General features: G+C 61.1%; 17 protein-coding genes. 12 read left to right on the top strand and 5 right to left on the bottom strand.

Translation table 11 applies throughout. The features are described from left to right. The 4 genes from GZH79_RS04305 to GZH79_RS04290 all read right to left on the bottom strand — a co-directional run bounded on the left by GZH79_RS04305 (position 1) and on the right by GZH79_RS04290 (position 4279). Positions 1-1023 carry a molybdopterin-binding protein gene (locus GZH79_RS04305; protein WP_211642193.1) on the bottom strand — a complete coding sequence of 341 codons (1023 nt, stop codon included), beginning with the start codon at positions 1021-1023 and terminating at the stop codon, positions 1-3. After that, positions 1020-1985: an XdhC family protein gene (locus GZH79_RS04300; RefSeq protein WP_211642191.1), complete on the bottom strand. Its 966-nt coding sequence runs from the start codon at positions 1983-1985 to the stop codon at positions 1020-1022. The genes GZH79_RS04305 and GZH79_RS04300 overlap by 4 nt, the downstream gene beginning before the upstream one ends. Before the next feature lie 10 nt (positions 1986-1995). Continuing rightward, positions 1996-3312, bottom strand: coding sequence for a VWA domain-containing protein (locus GZH79_RS04295; RefSeq protein WP_211642189.1), 1317 nt, complete (start codon positions 3310-3312; stop codon positions 1996-1998). A 64-nt stretch (positions 3313-3376) separates the two neighbouring features. After that, complete coding sequence (locus GZH79_RS04290; protein WP_211642188.1) at positions 3377-4279, bottom strand: MoxR family ATPase; 903 nt, start codon at positions 4277-4279, stop codon at positions 3377-3379. Positions 4280-4400: 121 nt separating this feature from the next. Between GZH79_RS04290 and GZH79_RS04285 the strand changes: the two genes are divergently transcribed. From GZH79_RS04285 to GZH79_RS04235, 11 genes are all read left to right on the top strand, one after another. Next, complete coding sequence (locus GZH79_RS04285) at positions 4401-5627, top strand: acyl-CoA dehydrogenase (RefSeq protein WP_211642186.1); 1227 nt, start codon at positions 4401-4403, stop codon at positions 5625-5627. A 94-nt stretch (positions 5628-5721) separates the two neighbouring features. Beyond that, the gene (locus GZH79_RS04280) at positions 5722-6675 is read left to right on the top strand and encodes a hypothetical protein (protein WP_211642184.1); all 954 of its coding nucleotides are present in this window, start codon (positions 5722-5724) and stop codon (positions 6673-6675) included. Between the two features lie 49 nt (positions 6676-6724). After that, positions 6725-7777: a dihydroorotase gene (pyrC, locus tag GZH79_RS04275; protein WP_211642182.1), complete on the top strand. Its 1053-nt coding sequence runs from the start codon at positions 6725-6727 to the stop codon at positions 7775-7777. A 218-nt stretch (positions 7778-7995) separates the two neighbouring features. Beyond that, a complete protein-coding gene (locus GZH79_RS04270) occupies positions 7996-8673 on the top strand; it encodes an orotate phosphoribosyltransferase (RefSeq protein WP_211642175.1) in 678 nt (225 codons plus the stop codon). Between the two features lie 188 nt (positions 8674-8861). Further along, positions 8862-10361: a replicative DNA helicase gene (locus GZH79_RS04265; RefSeq protein WP_211642172.1), complete on the top strand. Its 1500-nt coding sequence runs from the start codon at positions 8862-8864 to the stop codon at positions 10359-10361. 251 nt (positions 10362-10612) lie between these two features. Beyond that, positions 10613-11896 carry a hypothetical protein gene (locus tag GZH79_RS04260; RefSeq protein WP_211642169.1) on the top strand — a complete coding sequence of 428 codons (1284 nt, stop codon included), beginning with the start codon at positions 10613-10615 and terminating at the stop codon, positions 11894-11896. Then, on the top strand, positions 11893-12672 hold the full coding sequence (locus tag GZH79_RS04255; RefSeq protein WP_211642166.1) for a hypothetical protein: 780 nt from the start codon (positions 11893-11895) through the stop codon (positions 12670-12672). Before GZH79_RS04260 ends, GZH79_RS04255 begins: the two co-directional genes overlap by 4 nt. 52 nt (positions 12673-12724) lie before the next feature. Next, positions 12725-13780 carry an alanine racemase gene (alr, locus tag GZH79_RS04250; protein ID WP_211642164.1) on the top strand — a complete coding sequence of 352 codons (1056 nt, stop codon included), beginning with the start codon at positions 12725-12727 and terminating at the stop codon, positions 13778-13780. A gap of 323 nt (positions 13781-14103) precedes the next feature. After that, complete coding sequence (locus GZH79_RS04245; protein ID WP_211642157.1) at positions 14104-14895, top strand: DNA repair protein; 792 nt, start codon at positions 14104-14106, stop codon at positions 14893-14895. 76 nt (positions 14896-14971) lie between these two features. Next, positions 14972-16336 carry a DNA repair protein RadA gene (gene radA / locus GZH79_RS04240; RefSeq protein ID WP_211642155.1) on the top strand — a complete coding sequence of 455 codons (1365 nt, stop codon included), beginning with the start codon at positions 14972-14974 and terminating at the stop codon, positions 16334-16336. Between the two features lie 28 nt (positions 16337-16364). Beyond that, a complete protein-coding gene (locus GZH79_RS04235; protein WP_211642153.1) occupies positions 16365-16940 on the top strand; it encodes a CvpA family protein in 576 nt (191 codons plus the stop codon). A 12-nt stretch (positions 16941-16952) separates the two neighbouring features. On the opposite strand, the gene GZH79_RS04230 is transcribed toward GZH79_RS04235, so the two are convergent. Beyond that, positions 16953-18086, bottom strand: coding sequence for an AI-2E family transporter (locus GZH79_RS04230; RefSeq protein ID WP_211642151.1), 1134 nt, complete (start codon positions 18084-18086; stop codon positions 16953-16955). 233 nt (positions 18087-18319) lie between these two features. Between GZH79_RS04230 and purF the strand changes: the two genes are divergently transcribed. Then, entirely contained in the window at positions 18320-19804 is a 1485-nt protein-coding gene (gene purF, locus GZH79_RS04225) for an amidophosphoribosyltransferase (protein ID WP_211642550.1), read from the top strand. The last annotated feature ends 74 nt before the right edge of the window (positions 19805-19878 follow it).

Here is a 19878-nt window from a genome sequence, read left to right as displayed (position 1 = left end):
TCAGGCCGTGTCGGTGGCACGTCTGCGGGGCAAAGGCCGGGATGGAATCTCCTTGAGCAATCCACCCACCCCCATGGCCGCGATCTGGGACGGCCCGACCGGCAGACCGCAAATCACCCGTTCCAGCACCCAGTCCGCCCCGTTCAACGCAGGCGACCGGGCACAGCCCGGCAACCCGATCACGGGCTTGTCGCCCAGCGCCCCGATGAAAAGCAGGTTGCCGGGATCAACAGGCATCCCATAGTGGATCAGCCACCCGCCCGCGTCCGTCACGGCAGTCGGCGCTGTATCGGCGACATCGGACGTGGCTGACGCTGTCAGAATGAACACAACAGCACCCGGCGCATCATGCAGCGCCGCAGCAATTTCGGGGGCCTTGTGCGACACCACGACGCGTTCGGACAGGGTCAGACCCAGGCGTGACAGACGCGCGGCCAGCGCCCTGCGGCCTTTGGGGTTCGGGGTCGTGCCATCGGTGGTGGTTTCGATCAGCGTGGCACTGGTCATACGGGGTGCATGCAGGCGAAAGGGCATATCCCCCGCCAAATCACAGGCCCGTGCGATGTCACGGTCGGGCACGCCGAATGCGATGATCTTGATCGTGGCGACCAGCGTGTCGGGATCGACCCGCGTCAGCGGCGGCAGGGTTGCCACGGTGATCATGGGACTGACCGCGTTGACCGCGTTGACGATGGCCGCATCGATGCCGATAACACCGGGCCCATCAGCCATGATATTGACCCGGCCCGTGGTGGCCGGTGTCAGGCGCAGGCCCGTCACAGCCGCAGGCACCAGCGCACGGGCCAACCGCAGCGCTGCAGTGTTTTCATCCAGATCGTCAGGATCAAGGCGCGCTACTGTGATCACGTCATGCCCGGCACGACCAAGATCGCCCAGATGCCGGGCGGTCAACACGGTGCCCTTGCGCACACGGTAGTCGCGCCCGGCGTCACCCTGCGCGTCCAGTGAATGCGCAAGGATCGTGCCCAGCGCGTCCGCCACATCGACCGGCCCGAACCTCATGCGGGTTTTCGCAAGGTGGCGATGATCTGCGCCATCACGCTGACCGCGATTTCAGCCGGTGCCCGCCCACCCAGATCAAGACCGACGGGCGCGTTGATCCGCGCGATATCGGATGCGGCGAACCCCGCGTCCTGCAGCCGGGTGACCCGTTTGGCGTGGGTCCGGGTGGACCCCAGACAGCCCAGATAAAAGGCATCCGACCGCAGCGTCTGCATGATCGCGGGATCGTCCAGTTTCGGATCATGGGTCAGGGTCACGACGGCGGTGCGTGTATCGGGCCCAAGTGCCGTCATCGCCTCGTCCGGCCAGTCCTCGATGATGGTCTCGCCCGGAAACCGCTGGGCAGAGCCGAAAACGCCGCGCGGATCGATCAGGACAGGATCAAAGCCGCAGGCGCGCGCCATGGGCAACAGCGCCTGCGCGATGTGCACGGCGCCCACCACGATCATCCGCAACGGCGGGTTGTGCACCGCGACAAATGTGCGGTCGTCGTCTTCGACACCGGACCGGTCCAGCCGGAACCGGTCCGGAAATGCCTCGCGCCGTGCCGTCCGCCGTGTGTCGCCGTCCAGATCGATCACATAGGCCACGGGCCTGCGTGCCGCGATTGCATCGCACAGGGTTTCCAGCAGCGCGACAGGCATTGCGGGGCCGACCGGTTCCACCAGCACCCGGATACGCCCGCCACAGGCCAACCCGACGGCAAACGCTTCGTCATCGCTGACGCCGTAATCCAGCAGGCGCGGTCGACCGTCCTGCACCGCGTCCAGCGCTTCGATGATGACGGCACCTTCGACGCAGCCGCCCGATACCGAACCTTCCATATTGCCGTCGCCGTCGATCACCAGCAGCGATCCGACAGCGCGCGGCGCACTGCCCCATGTTTCGATGACCGTGGCGACAGCGACGGTGCGGCCCGCGCGGTGCCAGTCCAGTGCAAGGGTCAAAAGATGCGGTGTCATGGTGAACCTATCATTGGGTATTGGTCGCGCCGGTAAAGGCAAAAGGGTGGTCGGGCTTGGCCAAACCGGTGTCGGTCATCGCTTTCATCAGGCGGTTCTTTTCGCCCGTATCGTCGGGGCGTGACAAGGCCGCTGCCAGACCTGCAAGCGACGCGATGTTGTGACCGGATCGGAAACTGGACACATGCGGCAGCATCGCGGCGATCCCCTTTGCCTTGGGTGCGAAGCCATCCCAGCGCAACAACGGGTTCAGCCAGATCAACTGCCGGGCCGTCAGTGACAGGCGCTGCATTTCACGGCCCAGATCGGCCGTCGGGTCGCGGTCCAGTCCATCGGTGATCAGCAGCACGACCGCCCCCTGCCCCATGACGCGGCGCGACCAGTCACGGTTGAAATCATGCAGGCAGGCGGCAATGCGTGTGCCGCCTTCCCAATCCTGCGCTTCTGCGCCTGCAGCGGCAAGGGCGGCATCCACGTCACGGGTGCGCAGATGCCGGGTAATGTTCGTCAGCCGCGTGCCGAACGTAAAGGCATGGACCTGCGCCCACCCCTGCCCCTGTGCGTTGGCGACACCATGGACGAAATGCAGCACGGCGCGGGAATATTGCGACATCGACCCCGAAATATCGCACAACACCACCAGATTGGGATAGCGTAGGCGGCGACGTTTGGTGGCGAAATCCATGATTTCCCCGCCCCGCCGCATCGCCAGCCGCTGGGTGCCGCGCCAATCCGGAATGCGCCCCGGCAGGTTCTGCGTGCGCCGCGACTGCAACGGCTGCACCGGCAGCGACATCCGCGCAAGGATACGGCGCGCATCGGCCATTTCCGACAGGCTCATCTGCTCAAAATCCAACGTGCGCAGCCTTTCCTGCGCGCTGATCGTCTGGCTGGCGTCGATATCCAGCAGGATTTCATCTTCCTTTGCATCGTCTTCGCGTGCGGGGATGTCGCGTTCTTCGCCATCCAGCAACGCCTCTGCCGCGCGTTTTTCAGCGGCCTGCGCCTTGCGGTCTTCGGCCACGCCGCGCACCATTGGCTGCATGAAGGACATCATCTGTTCCAGAAAGCGCGGATCACGCCAATACAATCGGAAAATCTGGCCAAAGATTGCCTGTTCTTCGCGTTTGGACACGAAACTGGCGTGCAGGGTCCAGTAGAAATCCATCCGGTCGGTAAATCCCGCCACCTGCACCGCGCGCACGGCATCGATCACCCGGCCCGGCCCGATGGGCAATCCGGCACGGCGCAGCGCCCGCGCGAAATGCGCGATGTTCTGGGCCAGTTTGGGGTTATCTGGCAGTTCAAGGTCGGCGAGTTCTACCATCCGCCGCAGACCGGGGGTTTCACACCCCCGGATCCCCGTGGAGTATTTCGGGCAAGATGATGCATCACGCGGGAATCGCGGCGCGCGCCTCGTCCAGGATCTGCTTGGCCTTGGAGCCTTCGATTTTCTGGATGTCGTCCTGATATTTCAGAATCGCACCCAGCGTGTCGGCGATGACCGCAGGTGACAGGTCGATCACATCCAGCGCCAGCAGGCATTTGGCCCAGTCGATGGTTTCAGCGACACCGGGTTTTTTGAACAGGTCTTCTGTGCGCAGCCGCTGGACGAAAGCCACGACTTCACGCGATAGTGCTGCCGAGGCTTCGGGCGCGCGGGCGTTCAGAATGGCGATTTCGCGGTCGAATTCCGGGTAATCGACCCAGTGATACAGGCAGCGGCGTTTGAGCGCGTCATGGACTTCGCGGGTGCGGTTCGATGTCAGGATCACGATGGGCGGTTCGGGCGCTTTGATCGTGCCCAGTTCCGGTATCGTCACCTGAAAATCGGACAGCGCTTCCAGCAAGAACGCCTCGAAGGGGGCGTCGGTGCGGTCAAGCTCGTCGATCAGCAGCACCGGTGCGCCACCGGGCTGGGGGCGCATCGCCTGCAAGAGCGGACGTTCGATCAGATAGTCTTTGGTAAAGAGTTCGGATTTTAACGCGTCGCGATCCGCACCGCCCGTGGCTTCTGCCGTGCGGATGGCGATCATCTGTTCGGCAAAGTTCCATTCGTAAACCGCAGCGGCGGCGTCCAGACCTTCGTAGCATTGCAGACGGATCAGGCGCCGCCCCAATGCAGCTGCGATGGCCTTGGCAATTTCGGTCTTGCCGGTGCCGGCCTCGCCTTCGAGAAACAGGGGACGGCCAAGTTTCAGCGCAAGGAACGTGACCGTCGCAAGGCTGCGCCCGCAGATATAGTCCTGTTCGGCCAGCCCGGCCTGCACGGCGTTGATGGTATCGAATTGCATTTGAACCCTCCCCGGTCTGGTCACAGACCAACACTGCACCGTGACGGCGTCAAGCGCCCCGTGGACTGTGCGCGCCGAAGGTCGTAATGTACGATAAATGCCGCAAACAGGGATTGATCCGATGAAAGACCAGACACCGCAGGATAGCGCGACAGGATTCGGACCGGATCTGGGCCCGTTTGTATGGGACGATCCACTGCGGCTGGAAGACCAACTGACGCAGGACGAACGGATGCTGCGTGATGCGGCGCGCGCCTTTGCCGACCAGTCGCTGATGCCCGTCGTGACCGCAGCAAACCGCGATGCCACCGTCACACCCGAAATTTTCCGCGCGATGGGCGACGCGGGCCTGCTGGGCATCACGATTCCCGAAGAATTTGGCGGTCTGGGTGCCGGTTACGTGACCTATGGTCTGGTCGCGCGCGAAATCGAACGCGTGGATTCGGGCTATCGGTCGATGATGTCGGTGCAGTCCTCGCTGGTGATGTATCCGATCCATGCCTATGGATCAGAGGCGCAAAAGCAGAAATATCTGCCCGGTTTGGCCGCGGGCACATTGATCGGTTGTTTCGGCCTGACCGAACCCGATGCCGGATCGGACCCCGGCGGGATGAAGACAACGGCCCGCAAGGACGGCGACGGCTATATCCTGAACGGGTCAAAGATGTGGATTTCCAACGCACCCATCGCGGATGTTTTCGTGGTCTGGGCCAAATCCGATGCCCACGACGGCAAGATCCGCGGTTTCGTGCTGGACCGGGACACCCCGGGGCTGACCGCGCCGAAAATCGGCGGCAAGCTGTCGCTGCGCGCATCGGTCACCGGCGAGATCGTGATGAAAGATGTGCGCGTCGGCGCGTCGGCGCTGTTACCGGGCGTTCAGGGGCTGAAAGGACCGTTCGGCTGCCTGAACAGGGCGCGGTACGGCATCAGTTGGGGCGTCATGGGTGCGGCAGAAGCCTGCTGGCACGCCGCGCGCCAATACGGGCTGGACCGCAGGCAATTTGGCCGCCCGCTGGCGCAGACACAGTTGTTCCAGAAAAAACTGGCAGACATGCAGACCGAAATCGCGCTGGGTCTGCAAGCGTCGTTGCAGGTGGGGCGCCTGATGGAAACCGGGCAGGCCGCGCCTGAAATGATCAGCCTGATCAAGCGCAACAACTGCGGCAAGGCACTGGATATCGCCCGGCACGCCCGCGACATGCACGGCGGCAACGGCATCGCAGAGGATTTTCACGTGATGCGCCACATGATCAATCTCGAAACGGTGAACACCTACGAAGGCACCCATGACGTGCATGCGCTTATTCTGGGGCGGGCGCAGACCGGGTTGCAGGCATTTTTTTAACCATGCCAGGCACCGTCCCAAAAGCGGCGCGTAGGAAGCCCAATTTCGCCCCAATGGTCCCGCATGGATCATAAGAGAACTGCGGAGAACTGCCATGACCGATCACAAGCTGGCCTTTGAAACGGACCTTCGGGGTCTGGACATCGACGATTGGCTTCAGGCTTTGGAAGACCTGGTCGAAGAACATGGCTCCTTTGTCCCACTGGGAGAGCAGCACGTGGCCGCTTTTCTGGACGCGGGACCAAAACTGCTGGTCACGTTTGAAAACGCCGCAGAGGTCATGAACCTGTCGGATGCGGCGCCACGCGGCTTTGCCTTTGCGCGGAACGAAGGGTGGTCGCATCTGGCGATCATCAGCAAGGGCGAAAGCTGGTTCCGCGAAGAGCGTATCTACCGCCATTTCGACCGGCTGATCGACGACGGGTTTTTTGAAGACTTTGAAGACGTGCTGTTCTTCGGCGCGCAGTCGGGCGGTTATGCAGCGGCAGCTTATGCAGTTGCGGCACCGGGCGCGCGCGTGCTGGCCCTGCGTCCGCAGGCCACGCTGGACCCCGCCGTTACCGGCTGGGACATGCGGTTCGTGAAAAACCGGGGGCAAAACTTTACCTCTCGCTACGGGTATGCGCCCGACATGATCGATGCGGTGGAACGCGCTTATCTGGTTTTTTCGCCGCAACAGCGGCTGGACGCGATGCACGCGGCCCTGTTTACCAAACCTAATGCGACGATGCTGCGGGTGACCGGGCTGGGCGGACGTCTGGACGTGATGTTCGACACGCTGGGCGTGCTGGACGATCTGATCTACGGCGCGATGGACGGCACCCTGAACCACGCAAAGTTCGGCGCCTTGATGCAAAAGCGCAAGCGATCCGGCCCCTATCTGAAAAACCTGCTGAAACGTTTGCTGGATTCAGGCCATGACCGGCTGGCGGTCATGATGTGCCGTGCCGTGCTGGCGCGCGGCCCCAACGGCTATATTGCAAAGCAGTTGCAGGATATGGGCGAACCGCTGCCCGCCGCGGCCCAGCAGGATGCAGAAACCGCCTGATCAATCAGATCATCTGGTCAGGCCGCGCTGTTCGGTGTAATGGGCTGCCATGCCTGACAAACACCTGACCGACCTGACTATCCGCCGCCCCGACGACTGGCACCTTCACTTGCGTGACGGTGCGATGTTGCAGGCCGTGCTGCCTGAAACCACCCGCCATTTCGGTCGGGCGATCATCATGCCGAACCTTGTGCCACCGGTGGTGACCGCGTCGGATGCCAGCGGCTACCGTGACCGCATCCTGGCCGCGATGCCGCCGGGTGCGTCTTTTACCCCGCTGATGACGCTGTATCTGACCGAAGATACCGACCCTGACGATGTGGAACGTGCCCATCGGGACGGGATCGCCACGGCGGTAAAATTGTATCCGGCGGGGGCCACAACCAATTCCGCATCCGGCGTGCGCGATTTCGACAAGGTACGCCCGGTGCTGGACCGGATGGCCGCCATCGGCATGCCGCTGTGCGTCCACGGTGAAGTCACCGACCCGGCTGTCGATATCTTTGACCGCGAGGCGGTGTTCATCGACAAGGTGCTCAAACCGATCCGCAAGAAAAACCCCGATCTGCGGATCATCATGGAACACGTCACCACCGAAGACGCGGTCGATTATGTGCGCGACACGCCCAAGAATCTGGCCGCGACGATCACGACACATCACCTGATCATCAACCGCAACCACATCCTTGCTGGCGGTATCCGGCCACATTATTACTGCCTGCCGGTGGCCAAACGCGAAAAGCACCGCATCGCGCTGGTGCAGGCGGCGGTATCGGGTGACACGCGGTTTTTCCTCGGCACCGACAGCGCACCGCACACCGATGCGCGCAAATTGCAGGAATGCGGATGTGCGGGCGTGTTCAGCGCCCCCAACACGATATCCTGCCTTGCCGAAGTCTTTGACGTAGCAGGAAAACTGGGCAAGCTAGAGGCGTTTACCTCCCTGAACGGCCCGGCGTTCTATGGCCTGCCCCCGAACACTAACACGATCCGTTTGGTAAAGGGTGATCCGGTCAGCTACCCCAGCCACATCCAGACCAAAGACGGCCCCGTGACCGTGTTCGATCCCGGGTTCGCGCTGCACTGGCGGGTTGAAAGCTAAGCTGTGCTAAATCCATCGTCGCGGGAACATGGGGAAATTAGAACTGATCCCGCGCCAAATCTGACCGCGAAAATCGCTGCACTTTGCCCCAGCAGTTATCAACCCCACGGGGCCGGGTCGGTTGATGCAGCTGTATCGCGGTGGATGCGCAGACATACCCTTAACAACGGGCTACAAACGCCCTAAACCCGCGCCAGCCAAACAGCAGGAGCCGCGCCATGATTCCTTCGTCCTTTCCCGATAAAGCCGAAATGGCGCGCCTGACCGCATCGATGCTGCTGGAAATCGGGGCCATCGATTTCAACGCGACGACGCCGTTCACCCATGCATCGGGCAAACAGGCGCCGACCTATGTGGATTGCCGCAAACTGATTTCCTATCCCCGCATCCGGTCCACGCTGATGGATTTCCTGACCGTCAGCGTGATGCGCGACTGCGGCTTTGAAGCGTTCGACAACATCGCGGGCGGTGAAACCGCAGGGATCCCGTTTTCCGCGCTGGTCGCAGAACGCATGGCCCTGCCGATGACCTATGTGCGCAAAAAGCCCAAGGGCTATGGCCGCAACGCCCGGATCGAAGGCGTCATGACCGAAGGTCAGCGCGTCCTGTTGGTCGAGGATCTGACCACCGACGGGGGATCGAAACTGTCCTTTGTCGATGCGATCCGCGACACGGGCGCGACCTGCAACGCAACTGCGGTGATCTTTTTCTACGGGATCTTTGCCGGGGTCGAGGAATCGCTGGCGGCACACGGGGTCAAGCTGATTTCCCTTTGTACCTGGTGGGATGTGCTGGAAGCCGCGCGCGCCAAAGACAGCTTTGACGCAGCGACACTGGATACCGTCGAATCCTATCTGCGCGATCCCAACGGCTGGCAGCCCGGCGTCATGGTCTGATCGCGCGCGACAGTGTAACGCCGGACCGGGTGCGCTGCCCCCGGACCCCCGGGATATTTTTGGCAAGAAGAAGGACAGGCCGCCCGCGTCCATGGCCTGCGCCACTTATCCACAAAAACATACAATTTGAGACGGCAGCACTGTTAAGTTAGACGCGGCACAAGCGTCAGGGGATCAGGGGACAGCACATGAACGACAGCACGGTATTCAATCCCAATGGCGCCCAAGAAGCACCCGCAGACCAGATGCCCCATTCGATCGAGGCTGAACAACAGCTGTTGGGCGCGATCCTGACCAACAACGACATCTTTGACCGCATCGCGTCCATTGTCGGGCCGCAGCATTTTTATGACCCCGTGCACGCCCGGATTTTCGAATGTGCCGCCGCCCGTCTGGCCAAGAATGCGCTGGCCAGCCCCGTCACGCTGAAAAGCTACATGGAAGACGACGAAGGCCTGAAGGAATTGGGCGGCGGGGCATATCTGGTGCGTCTAGCGGCCGCTGCCATTTCGGCATTTGCGGCGCGCGACTATGCGCAGATGATCTATGATTTTGCGATCCGGCGGCAGTTGATCAAGGTTGGTCAGGACATATCGGCAAAAGCCGGCAAGGTCGAAGTGTCATCTGAACCGAAAGACCAGATCGTCGAGGCGGAACAGGCTCTTTATGCACTGGCCGAAAGCGGGACAGCAGACAGCGGGTTCCAGTCGTTCCTGCGTGCGGTCACCGATGCGGTCAACGTGGCCAACGCCGCGTATCAGCGCGACGGCGGGCTGGCGGGCGTATCCACCGGCCTGCACGATCTGGACAAGAAGCTGGGCGGATTGCATAAATCCGACCTTTTGATCCTGGCCGGTCGTCCGTCGATGGGCAAGACATCGCTTGCGACCAACATCGCCTACAATATTGCCAAGGCCTATAAAAAAGGCACCCTGCCCGATGGCAGCGAAGGTGCGGTGAACGGCGGTGTCGTCGGGTTCTACAGTCTGGAAATGTCGGCCGAACAATTGGCCGCCCGTATCCTGTCCGAGGCGGCAGAGGTGCCGTCGGAACAGATCCGGCGCGGCGATATGTCAGAGGTCGAGTTCCGCCGCTTTGTTGATGCCGCCAAGCAGTTGGAATCCTGCCCGCTGTTTATCGACGACACGCCTGCCCTGCCGATTTCGCAGCTTGCCGCCCGTGCCCGCCGCCTGAAGCGGACGCATGGTCTGGACGTGCTGGTGGTCGATTACCTGCAACTGGTGCGCGGCACCGGCAAGGGTGAAAACCGGGTCAATGAAATTTCGGAAATCACGATGGGGCTCAAGGCGATCGCCAAAGAGCTGAACATCCCCGTGATCGCGCTGTCGCAGCTGTCGCGTCAGGTCGAAAGCCGCGAGGACAAGCGCCCGCAATTGTCCGACCTGCGCGAATCCGGATCAATCGAGCAGGACGCCGATGTGGTGATGTTCGTGTTCCGCGAAGAGTATTATAAAGAACGCGAAAAACCCGGCGATCACGAGATGGAAAAGATCGCCATGTGGCAAGAAGAAATGGAACGCCTGCGTGGTAAGGCCGAAGTCGTCATCGGCAAACAGCGCCACGGCCCCATCGGCACCGTTGAGTTGTCGTTCGAGGGCCGGTTTACCCGCTTTGGCAACCTTGTGAAGCCGTGGCAGGAAAACGGCGGCGGCGACGTCGGATTTTGATATCCGGCCGGTGGCGCTGCGCGGCCAGCGCGATCTCGTCATGCTTTCCCGTTAAGCGCAGGGCGTACTATTGTAGCGCTTAAGAGCGAGAGCCCCAATCTTCCGTTTTCGAATAACACCCCAAAGCGAACCGATAAAACTTCGCGAAATGACGGTTACATAGTCATCACCCAAAACAGTCCCCTACGCCCATGTCAGTTGCATCCCTGACCCCGCTGCCTATCTTGATCTGAACCAGCAGGAGCGACCCGATGCCCGACGACGACCCCCGCCTGTCACGCGCACAGGCGCGCGGCATCCGCAACGCCCGCGACCTGCAATCCCATGTCGACTGGCTGGACAGCATCACAGGCACCGCGCTGGGTGTACTGGCCGTCGCATCCGGCATCTACACTTATCTGGGCGTGTTGTCCCTGCTGGATGACAACGGGGCGCTGTCGGTTTTTGCAGCCCTTGCCTATTCCGTCGCCGTGTCGGTCGGCATTTTTGTGTTCTGGTCCTACATGATGCGCCTGCTGCCCGCTGTACGGACCGGCGCCGCGCGGATCGGGCTGATGTTGTCGATGGCGCTGGGGTCGCTTGCGATCGTGGCCATGTCGTCCTGGCTGAATGCGGCGGCACTGGCGGGTGCAGCGGCTGTGGAACAGCATCTGGCCGAAACGGTGCAGGACTATCAGACCGCACTGGAACGGGCGGACGAGATTACGCAATCCGCCCAATCACTGGCGCGTGACGTTGCCCGCGTCCGTCAGTCATTTGACGATCTGTCCGAACAGGAAGCCACCGGGCAACTGTCAGGTTTTGCCGGTCAGGGTGCCGTTTTCCGCCTGCTGCGCCAGAAATCCGACGAGCTGACCGCCCTCGAAGCGCAGATTACGGCGCAGCAGCCGCTGGTCGAACAGGCCTTTGTCGAAGGGAACGCCATCCTGAGCCGGATGCGCGCACTGACCGTCGAACAAGGCCCGGTCGAGGCACGTTCCGTGCCTTTTTCAGAAGAGGCCGTGCGTCTGGCAAACGTCATCACGCAATTGCGCCAGCTTTCTGTTGCCCCGTTGGTCAGCCGCGCGGCCACAGATCTGGCCGACGCGGTCGTTCTGCCACAACTGGACGGCAGCAACGCCGACACGCGACAGGGACAACAGGCGACCATCGAATCCGTTTTGACCGTGCTGCGCCAGCGGGCGGAAACACTGCAAGCGGCGGCGCAGGACGTTCTGAACATGACGCCCCCTGCCGACATCAGCTATACCCCGATTTCTGCGGCGGATGCCGTCATTTTATATGCGGGTAATTTCGTGCCGAGCTGGGCAGGGGCAATCGCTATCGACCTTTTGCCGGCCGTGCTGGTGCTGATTTTGGCCGTGACCCAGGCCGCGATCCGCCATGGCCGTGAAGGCAGTGCGACCGAAGACAGCATGACGCTGGCAGAGTTGCGCGCCGCGATTTCAGCGCTGCGAGACATGGATACCTCTCTGGACCGGACCCCGCCCAGCGAAAGCCCCGCCAGACCACCCGTGCCGGACCCCGCCGAATGACCACACCACAGGCAAAACCGCATGGCACGCGGCGTTGGCTGGTCTGGATACTGGTGTTGCAGGTCGTGTTCGCCGGCATGATGCTTAGTTCTGATCTGGCCCGTATCCTGCCGCAGATTGCCACGCCATCGAACGCCCCTGCGCTGACGCAACCACTGGGACCGGGCGACCAGACCCGCCGTTACACGCCTGACCGCGTGACACCCCGCGAACCGCGTCCCGGCACCCGGCCCATTCCAGCGACGAACGACATGCCGTCCCGGCTGGATTTCGTCGATACCGTCTGGGACGGCGCACCTGTCATGACCCTGACAGGCTCCATCGCACCGGGCGATGCTGTGCGATTTGTGGATTTTCTGGAACGGATCGACCCTGCACCGGAACAGGCGTTTCTGAACAGCCCCGGCGGATCGGTCGGTGATGCATTGGCAATCGGGCGCGCGCTGCGTGACGCGGGTATCGGCACGCGCATGACGGCCACCGATATCTGCCTGTCCGCCTGCCCCTACATTCTGGCCGCGGGCACCAGTCGCACGGTCGAAGACGGCGCACTGGTCGGTGTGCACCAGCACTACTTTGGCGAAAACGTTGCCCTGCCCGCATTTCTGGCGGTCGAGGATATCCAGCGCGGTCAGGGAGAGGTCATGACCTTTTTGCAAGACATGGGAATCGATCCGCTGGTGATGCAGCACGCCCTGGTCACGCCACCCGATGAGATCTATCTGCTGACACCCGCAGAAATGGAACGTTACCGCGTCACCACGGCGCCGCAATAGCCCGGCAGCACACCGATTGCCCAGCCCGTGAAACAGTGGCACAAGATGCGCCATGAGCACCGGACACCTGACCATCGACCTTGGCGCGATCGCCGCAAACTGGCGCAGCCTGAATGCGCTGACATCTTGCGAAACTGCAGCCGTGATCAAGGCTGACGGATATGGCTTGGGTGCAGGCCGCGTTGCCGCGGCTTTGGCAAAGCAGGGCGCGCGCATTTTCTACGTGGCTGTGGCCGAAGAAGGCGCTGTCGTGCGTGACGCCCTGGGTGAACGGGCGCAGATCCGCGTGCTGACCGGGCACATGAAAGGCGACACAAAACTTCTGGCCGACCACAACCTGACCCCGATCCTAAGCAGTATCGATCAGATCGACCGTCATTTTCAGGAGCTGCCCGACCATCCCTTTGGTCTGCAACTGGACACAGGCATGAATCGGTTGGGTCTGGAATGGGATGACTGGGCCAAGGTTGCGGAACCTGCCCTGCGCCGCAAACCCGTCATCGTCATGAGTCACATGGCCTGTGCCGACGAAGCTGACCACCCGATGAACCCCTATCAGCTGGACGTCTTTCACCAGATGACCGACGGGATCACCACGCCGCGCAGTCTGGCGGCAACGGGCGGCATGTTGCTGGGGGCGGATTACCATTTTGACGAATGCCGCCCCGGCATCGGCCTGTATGGCGGCCTGCCGTTTCAGGGCGCGCGCCCCGTCGCACGTCTGGATCTGCCCGTCGTGCAGATCCGCGACCTGACCGAAGGCGAGGTCGTGGGATATGGCAACAGCTGGCAGGCCGAACGCCCGACACGGCTGGCCACGCTGTCGGCAGGCTATGCCGACGGTTTGCTGCGCAGCGCGTCGAACCGTGCATCGCTTTGGGCCGGAAACAGACCCTGCCCCTTGGTCGGGCGCGTGTCGATGGACCTGATTACTGTCGATATCACCGATTTGCGCGACGATCCTGCGTCGTTGGCATTACTGTCCCCCGAACAGACGGTTGACGATCTGGCGCGCGCTGCAGGCACCATCGGATACGAAATTCTGACCGGCCTGGGCGCACGATACACACGGCGCTATGCCGGTGAAGCCAGTCGATTCGGCGGCTGATCTGGTATTGGGCGGCGGAAATTTGCGGATGCGGTAGCGATACCTTGCCGTTTTTGGCGCAAATCACGAAAAAATTTTCGACGCCGTTCAAATCTATCCACAGATGATCGGTCGTTGGCAAATTTTCGCCTATGGCCTTGAAACCATTCAGTGTTCCGTCGCTTGTTCAGCGCGACTTTCAGGGCAACCGAAACAGTTACAGCCAAATTGTTCCACAGACGGAAACAATCGGCGAAGTCTTGCGCGAAGAACCATAGGATTGGCGGAACTCTATAGCTTAATTTGTCGTTTAGCATTGAGTTGTCTTTACGGGAAACAGTCAGATGTCGCTTTCGATTCGCCTTGTTGTTCAGACATTGCACGCCGTTTCTTTGTTCGTTGTCGCCGTCGTTGCCGTGGCCGCCGTCACCTTTACCATGATGAGCGCGCTGGGTTTTGCGGGCTGGTTGGCAATCGATGCGACAATCGGCGGGGTTGCCTATCCGCAGGCCGGCTTGTGGTTGCAGATCGCAGTGACCGCCATTTTGGTGGCGATGGCATTTTTTCTGCCGACCAACGCGCGTTTGCTGCAGCTTGAACGCAGCCACCGCGATTTTCAGATCAGCATGGATGACGTCAAAATCGCCTATAACGAGGTGCACCACGCAGATCGCAAGGGCGTCTTTACCCTAAGTTCCGAATTCGACGCCGTGCGCGAACGGCTTGCCTATCTGCGGGACCATCCTGATCTGACGCGACTGGAACCCCAAGTGCTGGAAGTCGCAGCGCAGATGGGACAGACATCGCGGCATCTGGCAGAAGTGTATTCCGAAGAACGCATCGCCCGCGCCAAGGCATTTCTGACCGCCCGTCAGAAAGAAGCCGAAGACCAGCAGGAACAAATCCTTGAAGCGTTGCACATCTGCGAACAAATCCGCAGTTGGTCCGCGCAGGTCGAAATGGAAGAATCCCGCGTGGCCAGCCAATTGGCGCATCTGGACGAATCCCTGCAGAATGTTCTGCCGTTGCTGGGCTACGCCCTTGAACATGACACGTCGCTTGACCGTGACGATGGCGACAGCGCGGGCCATGTCAGCAATATTGTCCCACTTGCCCAGAAACCCGCCGCAGAATAACGCCTGCCTGCCCTGACCCTGCCTGCCCTGACATTGTAGCGTTGCCAGCGACGCCGCTTTGGGGCAAAAGGTGAACATGGCAAAGGATCTGACATTCAACTGCACCGCCTGTGGCGCAAGCACGGCAAAATGGTCGGGGCGGTGCGACGCCTGCGGTGCGTGGAACAGCATTGTCGAGGACGCAGGCCTGACCTCTGGCCCGAAAAAGCACGGGCTGGGCAAACAGCGTGGCAAATCCATTCCGCTGACCGATCTGGCCACGCAGGAAGCCGAACCGCCACGCACGCAATCGGGGGTCACCGAACTTGATCGCGTGCTGGGGGGCGGCCTGACAAAAGGGTCGGCCCTGCTGGTGGGTGGCGATCCCGGCATCGGCAAATCCACACTGTTGCTGCAAGCGGCGGCACGTTTTGCGCGTAACGGCTTGCGTGTCGTCTATATCTCGGGCGAAGAATCGAATGCGCAGGTGCAAATGCGCGCGCGGCGTCTGGGTCTGGAAAAATCCCCCGTACAATTGGCCGCCGAAACCAACCTGCGCGATATCATGACGACCTTGGACAACGACACACCGGACCTGTGCGTGATCGATTCGATCCAGACCATGTGGTCCGACAGCGTCGAAAGCGCGCCGGGCAGCGTCAGTCAGGTCCGGTCCTGCGCCCATGACCTGACCAGTTTTGCCAAAAAGCGCGGCATGTCGGTCATCATGGTGGGTCACGTCACCAAAGAAGGCGCGATCGCCGGCCCCCGTGTCGTCGAACACATGGTCGACACCGTGCTTTATTTCGAAGGCGAACGCGGCCACCAGTTCCGCATCCTGCGGTCTGTCAAAAACCGTTTCGGTCCCGCCGACGAAATCGGCGTGTTCGAAATGACAGGCAGGGGTCTGGCAGAGGTCAAGAATCCCTCTGCCCTTTTCTTGTCGGAACGGGGCGAGCCTGCGCCGGGGTCGGTCGTTTTTGCGGGCATCGAAGGCACGCGGCCTGTTTTGTGCGAAATTCAGGCACTTGTCGCACCGTCACCCCACAGCCAGCCGCGCCGGTCCGTGGTCGGCTGGGATGGTGGGCGACTGGCGATGATCATGGCCGTGCTTGAATCGCGCTGCGATGTGCCATTCACCGGCTTGGACGTCTATTTGAACGTCGCAGGCGGTCTGCGGATCAACGAACCCGCCGCCGATCTGGCGGTCGCCGCAGCGCTTGTGTCGGCCCGTGAAGACGCCGCATTGCCAAAAGAAGCCGTCATTTTCGGTGAAATAAGTCTGTCCGGCGCGTTGCGGCCCGTGATCCAGACCGAAAATAGATTGAAAGAGGCGCAGAAACTTGGTTTTACCTCGGCGATCATGCCGCGCGCGCCCAAGGGTACGCAAGGCGCCGGGCTGGATCTGCGCGAAATGCAGGACTTGGCCGGTTTCGTTGAACAGGTCTTTGGCGCCCGCTAGGTCGCACCGGACCGGCGGGGGACGCTAAATGGACGGCTTTACCATCATCGACGGCATCGTGGCCGCCACCATCGTGATATCGGCCCTGCTGGCCTATTCCCGCGGCCTGGTGCGCGAGGCGATGGCGATCGCAGGCTGGATCGGCGCCACAATCCTTGCGTTTATCTTTGCCGATCAGGCTGAACCGCTGGTCCGTCAGATTCCGGTGCTGGGCGATTTCATCGGCGATAGCTGCGAATTGTCGATCATCGCGGCCTTTGGTGTAGTCTTTGCCGTGGCGCTGGTGATCGTGTCGATCTTTACGCCGCTGTTTTCCAGTGTCGTCCAGCGGTCGGCGCTGAACGGCGTGGATCAGGGACTTGGGTTTTTGTTCGGCGTTCTGCGCGGCATGCTTTTGGTGGGTGTGGCATTCTTTTTGTATCAGACGGTGCTGTCCGCACAGGATATCGCCATGGTCGAAGACAGCCGGTCCGCACGTATTTTCAACCAGTTCGGCGGCGCATTCGAAAACCGCAACCCCGAAGACGCGCTGGGCTGGATCACGATGCAATACAGCCAGCTTGTCGGTGAATGTGGCGCGGCAACGCCCGTCGTCGTCGAATAACGAGTCGATTGGTCAATCGTCCGCAACAGACCCCGTGTCGTCGAATGCGGCAGGGGCCTGTCGCAGTTCGCGCATTTCCGATTTTTCGGTCGACCCGGACAGAAAGTTGCTGACGATCGACAGGCTGTCGATGTTTTCGGCGACGACCTTGAACACCACCAGAAACGGCACCGCGACGAGTGCGCCGGGGATGCCCCACAACCAGGCCCACAGCACGACGGTCAGGAACACCGCCACGGTATTCATCTTGAGTGATCGACCCAGCAATGACGGCGTGACAAAATTGCCTTCGATCGTGGTGCAGGTGAAATAGATCAGGGGCGACAGCAGCGCAAAGCCGATATCGTCAAACGTGATGATGGAAAAAGCCCCGACCAGCACCACGCCAGCCACGGCACCCAGATAGGGCAGAAAGTTAAACAGGAACGCAACGATCCCCCAGATCCAGCCATAGGGCAGCCCCAGCAGCGTTAGGGCAATCCCGATGGTCAGTCCCAGCCCAGCGTTGATCAGGGCAATCGTCAAAAGATAATTCGATACCTGCCGTTCAATATCGTAAACCATTTGCAAGGCGCGTTTCTTGCCGCTCATGGTTTCGAATGATTGCACCAGCTTGATGTAGAACAAATTGCCCGACGACAGCAGAAATACTGCCAACACCAGCGACACCGCGACCGTCGTGCCAAGCGTGCCAAGCGCGTCAAATGCACTGTTCAGCATGGTGGGCTGTTGCACGACCACCTCTTGCGTGCCGGGATCGTCGTCTCCATCGGCCATGTCGGCGACGTTTTCGCCCGCCTCGCGGACCGATTCAAGCTGTCGGAACAAATCGCCCATCTTGTATTGCAGCTCTGCCGCCATCTGATCCGCGCTTGACATCCAGTTGCCCACGGTGCCCGCACCGAAAAAGACGATCAGCGCAATTAAAACCGCAACGATTGAAATCAGCCCCACACCAGACACCCAATGCGGCACGCCAAGGCGCGCCATCCCGCGCGACAGCGGCGACAGTGTCAGCGCGATCAGGAAACCCAGAAGCACCGGCAGGATCAGGTCACGTGCAAAATAGCAGGTCACGAAGATCGATATCAGCATCATGACGTTTACACTGCGCCGGATCGCTTCAAGGTGGGTGGATGCTTTCATAGAAGACTTCTTTTCGGACAAGCGGAAATAGCCGGCGCGATGCACCGGCGGTGCTCACTAACACGTGACTTTGTATTTGGTTCCCATTGGCCACGGCCCTGCTGCGTCGAAAGCGAACATAAAACTGTTACATGGCCTCGTATCGGTGACAGCCACGTGACTCTGCCTGCGGGATTGGGTAGACGCAGGCGCAATCGCCCCCGGAACCGGAGCTGCTTGTGCGCAATCCCATCCTGCCCGCCCCCGCTAAATCGCTGCCATCGCATCCGTTTGATCCCGACGACGACAAGCTGCGTGAAGAATGCGGCGTTTTCGGCGTGGTGGGGGTGTCGCAGGCATCGAACTTTATCGCGCTTGGCCTGCATGCCCTGCAACACCGCGGACAAGAAGCTGGCGGCATCGTCACCTATGACACCACCAGCGGGTTCAATCAGGCCCGCCGCATGGGTCTGGTGCGCGACAATTTCACCAGCGCCGAAACGCTGGAACTGCTGCCCGGTGGCATCGGCATCGGGCATGTGCGCTATTCCACCGCCGGATCGAAAGGCCAGACCGCGATCCGTGACGTGCAGCCGTTCTTTGGCGAATTTTCGATGGGCGGCGCGGCCATCGCGCATAACGGCAACATCACGAACGCCGTCGCCCTGCGGCGTGAACTGATTGAACGCGGTTCGATCTTTCAGTCGTCATCAGACAGCGAATGCATCATTCACCTGATGGCCCGCAGCATGGGCCGCACCATCCCCGACCGCATGGAAGAAGCGCTGCGCAAGGTCGAAGGTGCGTTTTCGGTCGTCGCCATGACCCGCACAAAACTGGTTGGCTGCCGCGATCCGCTGGGCGTGCGCCCGCTGGTGCTAGGGCAGTTGGGCGATGGCTGGGTGCTGGCGTCTGAAACCTGCGCGCTGGACATTGTCGGCGCGGATTTCATCCGCGAAATCGATCCGGGCGAAATGGTCGTGATCAGTGCCGAAAACGGGGTGCAAAGCCATTTCCCGTTCCGTCCGCAGAAATCCCGCTTTTGCATCTTTGAACACGTCTATTTCAGCCGCCCTGATTCGTCGCTGGGCGGCCGGTCGGTGTATGAGACACGCGAAGCCATTGGCCGCGAACTGGCGAAAGAAGCGCCAGTCGATGCCGATCTGGTCTGCCCGGTCCCTGATTCCGGCACCCCCGCCGCCATCGGCTACAGTCTGGAATCGGGCATTCCGTTTGCGATGGGAATTGTGCGGAACCAGTACATGGGCCGCACGTTCATCGAACCCAGCGAACAGATCCGCAACATGGGCGTTCGGCTGAAACTGAATGTGAACCGCGCGCTGATCCGGGGGAAACGCGTGATTCTGGTCGATGACAGCGTCGTGCGCGGCACCACCAGCCAGAAGATCAAGGAAATGATCCTCGAAGCCGGCGCAGCAGAGGTCCACTTTCGCATCGCCTCTCCGCCGACCATGTGGCCATGCTTTTACGGGGTCGATACGCCAGAGCGCGAAAAATTGCTGGCTGCCCGCATGACAGAGGCAGAGATGACGGCACATCTGGGCGTCGATTCACTGAAATTCATCACGATTGACGGGCTTTATCGCGCGGTCGGGGAACCCGGTGGCCGCAACGCCAGCGCGCCGCAGTATTGTGACGCGTGTTTTTCCGGCGACTACCCGATTGCGCCAACCGACAAACTGGTCGCGGGCTTCAAAACCAAAGTCGCGGCGGAATAAAATCCGCCGCGCATTGTTCCATGTCAGGTTCGGGTCATATCCGGCCGGAATTTATAGCATGGGATTAAAAGACA

It is taken from the genome of Loktanella sp. SALINAS62 (genome assembly GCF_018263905.1).
Taxonomy (GTDB): domain Bacteria; phylum Pseudomonadota; class Alphaproteobacteria; order Rhodobacterales; family Rhodobacteraceae; genus Loktanella.
This window is presented reverse-complemented; position numbering and strand designations above follow the sequence as displayed.

Excerpts from the sequence above, each read along its gene's own strand:
- GZH79_RS04305 (WP_211642193.1), bottom strand. The coding sequence starts at position 1,023 with ATGAGGTTCGGGCCGGTCGATGTGGCGGACGCGCTGGGCACGATCCTT.
- GZH79_RS04300 (WP_211642191.1), bottom strand. The coding sequence starts at position 1,985 with ATGACACCGCATCTTTTGACCCTTGCACTGGACTGGCACCGCGCGGGC.
- GZH79_RS04295 (WP_211642189.1), bottom strand. The coding sequence starts at position 3,312 with ATGGTAGAACTCGCCGACCTTGAACTGCCAGATAACCCCAAACTGGCC.
- GZH79_RS04290 (WP_211642188.1), bottom strand. The coding sequence starts at position 4,279 with ATGCAATTCGATACCATCAACGCCGTGCAGGCCGGGCTGGCCGAACAG.
- GZH79_RS04285 (WP_211642186.1), top strand. The coding sequence starts at position 4,401 with ATGAAAGACCAGACACCGCAGGATAGCGCGACAGGATTCGGACCGGAT.
- GZH79_RS04280 (WP_211642184.1), top strand. The coding sequence starts at position 5,722 with ATGACCGATCACAAGCTGGCCTTTGAAACGGACCTTCGGGGTCTGGAC.
- pyrC (WP_211642182.1), top strand. The coding sequence starts at position 6,725 with ATGCCTGACAAACACCTGACCGACCTGACTATCCGCCGCCCCGACGAC.
- GZH79_RS04270 (WP_211642175.1), top strand. The coding sequence starts at position 7,996 with ATGATTCCTTCGTCCTTTCCCGATAAAGCCGAAATGGCGCGCCTGACC.
- GZH79_RS04265 (WP_211642172.1), top strand. The coding sequence starts at position 8,862 with ATGAACGACAGCACGGTATTCAATCCCAATGGCGCCCAAGAAGCACCC.
- GZH79_RS04260 (WP_211642169.1), top strand. The coding sequence starts at position 10,613 with ATGCCCGACGACGACCCCCGCCTGTCACGCGCACAGGCGCGCGGCATC.
- GZH79_RS04255 (WP_211642166.1), top strand. The coding sequence starts at position 11,893 with ATGACCACACCACAGGCAAAACCGCATGGCACGCGGCGTTGGCTGGTC.
- alr (WP_211642164.1), top strand. The coding sequence starts at position 12,725 with ATGAGCACCGGACACCTGACCATCGACCTTGGCGCGATCGCCGCAAAC.
- GZH79_RS04245 (WP_211642157.1), top strand. The coding sequence starts at position 14,104 with ATGTCGCTTTCGATTCGCCTTGTTGTTCAGACATTGCACGCCGTTTCT.
- radA (WP_211642155.1), top strand. The coding sequence starts at position 14,972 with ATGGCAAAGGATCTGACATTCAACTGCACCGCCTGTGGCGCAAGCACG.
- GZH79_RS04235 (WP_211642153.1), top strand. The coding sequence starts at position 16,365 with ATGGACGGCTTTACCATCATCGACGGCATCGTGGCCGCCACCATCGTG.
- GZH79_RS04230 (WP_211642151.1), bottom strand. The coding sequence starts at position 18,086 with ATGAAAGCATCCACCCACCTTGAAGCGATCCGGCGCAGTGTAAACGTC.